Annotated in this window: 1 protein-coding gene and 1 pseudogene; one reads left to right on the plus strand and one right to left on the minus strand. The window is 43.7% G+C overall.

Features of this window, described 5'->3' with window-relative positions; translation table 11 throughout:
• Window positions 1-321: 321 nt before the first annotated feature.
• On the plus strand, window positions 322-927 hold the full coding sequence (locus PX636_RS12490; protein WP_002799672.1) for a hypothetical protein: 606 nt from the start codon (window positions 322-324) through the stop codon (window positions 925-927).
• Window positions 928-1,602: 675 nt separating this feature from the next.
• Here the strand turns inward: PX636_RS12490 and PX636_RS12495 are convergent.
• Window positions 1,603-1,894 (minus strand): annotated as a pseudogene (locus PX636_RS12495) (hypothetical protein); the annotation flags it as partial.

Below are 1,894 nucleotides of genomic sequence, written 5' to 3' on the forward strand. Positions count from 1 at the left end.
AATTTTCCCCCCGATCACTCCCATGCCCGGAACTTTTTGAGGGCAAAAAAGTCTAAAAGTCTTATCCAACAAGGTTTTTAGATTTATTCAGCCAGCCCTAATTAGTCTAAATATTGGCTAAGAAAATTACTGGAAATATCAAATATAGCGTTATCTTAATGGTGAGGTAGGAAGTCTCTGGTTTTAGGAAAGGACGGAACTGCGGAACGCCGGAACAGTAGCTGGTCGTCCGGAGATGACGCCAAATCCCGTCATACTTCATCTTGATGAGAAACGCTATCAGCTGTTGTCTATTTAAACTGGGTATTAAGGAGAGCAATCATGAAAAATTCTCATCAATTGACCAAATCCCTGAAGCGTTTTCGTTATACACTTTTTCTGGGAGTAGCGGCCATGGCAATCACTAGCTGGGGGATGCCCAATATTTCTGTAGCCCAGACTACTCCTGCTCAAGAAAAAGTGCAGTTAATGTTCGTGCAAACGGCAGAAGATATTCAGGTAGATCCCGTCACAAAAACAATTCGCTTGGTGAACGTCAACAAACAGACATTATACTTTTCCGATCGCCCGAACCGGATTGCTGGTAATCTGACCATGGCCGCCTATATGGATGAGTGGACAGCCAGGGCAGGAAAAGATAATTTTGCTAACGATCCCCCCAATGCGACCCTCTCAGTCTACGAACCTGGTCGTCAAGACAATACTATAGTTGTCGTCGAGATTAGCAATCCCGTCATCGATGGCAAGGACTTGATTTATAGCTACAAGCTAATCGAAGGGACTCTACCCAAGGCCGGCGGGGCAACTTCCCTATTTATCGATTGGATTGGTGTTGGTGGTGGTGTCGGTCCTGGCTTTTACGGGGTGGGGGCCGGTACCCGCGGAGTCGGTTTATACGGTGGTTACGGTGGACCCCTACGTTATTAATACTAATGTTCTATTATTTCTGTAAATTTATCTAGCGATTAGGAGAATCCCATGAGTTACCTAAATTCTTGCCGTTGAAAGCCTTGTGGCTTCAGCCCAAGTATGAAAACAAGGAGCGAGATTTTAATCTCATGTATCCTAAAATATGATATGACACCAGCAATGCGAACAAGAACAAGGTTGGTCGCGTCGATCTCATGCTAGTAGAGGTGAAACTCCCGTCGGGAAGAAACTGGTAGCAGCGTCGCTACAAAGACTAAGGCACAGACAAGCAGGCAGCAAGAGTTAGCGATTTGAATCTGCCAGACTGGTATAGGCAACCACTCGGAAAGCGAAAGTAAAAAATGAATGTAAGCGCAACGTATATGGTGAGTTAACCAGTATGTCAGAGCGTGTAGGTGGCTTTTGACTGCCACCACTGGTTTTTGGTTCTTCGGTTTGTGTTATGCAATGGACGGGGGTTATAAGGGATGGAACCCTTATCTAGAAAGGCATTTAGCGATTTTTGTCAATTGTTTTTGATCTAGAGCGAACTAATCAATTAAGTCTCTTACCAGATAAGGATTTAGTCGATTTATGCCCCCCTATCGAACCATACTAAGTAACGAAAAACCCTATTACCGAAGTCCCACTTACTTTAAACGGTCGGTCCATGGGCATTGTTAGAATACGGAACTAAAGATTCGACAGATTGAAACCACGTTTTAAAGGATAAATGCCCGGTGGCAACCAAAATCCTTCTGTGTAGCCTTCTTTCTCCTGCATATAAACATGATCAAAGAAATGGAGGTTTTCAGCATGAAGGTCTTTGATTTGCCATTTAGGCCCGTTTATTCCAGTTTCGTGTTTACCCTGTTGATCGTCCCAAAGATTCTCTGGGTTAGGAAACTCGGTACGTTTTTCTCCATCTTTGGTAATGAAATAAATGTGACCTGATTCATTCGATTTATCCTTATTTTTTCGAGGC

The organism is Microcystis sp. M53598_WE2 (genome assembly GCF_030067735.1).
GTDB lineage: Bacteria > Cyanobacteriota > Cyanobacteriia > Cyanobacteriales > Microcystaceae > Microcystis > Microcystis aeruginosa.

Bases quoted from the DNA above. Each gene is read 5' to 3' on its own strand.
- PX636_RS12490 (WP_002799672.1), top strand. From the start codon at position 322: ATGAAAAATTCTCATCAATTGACCAAATCCCTGAAGCGTTTTCGTTAT.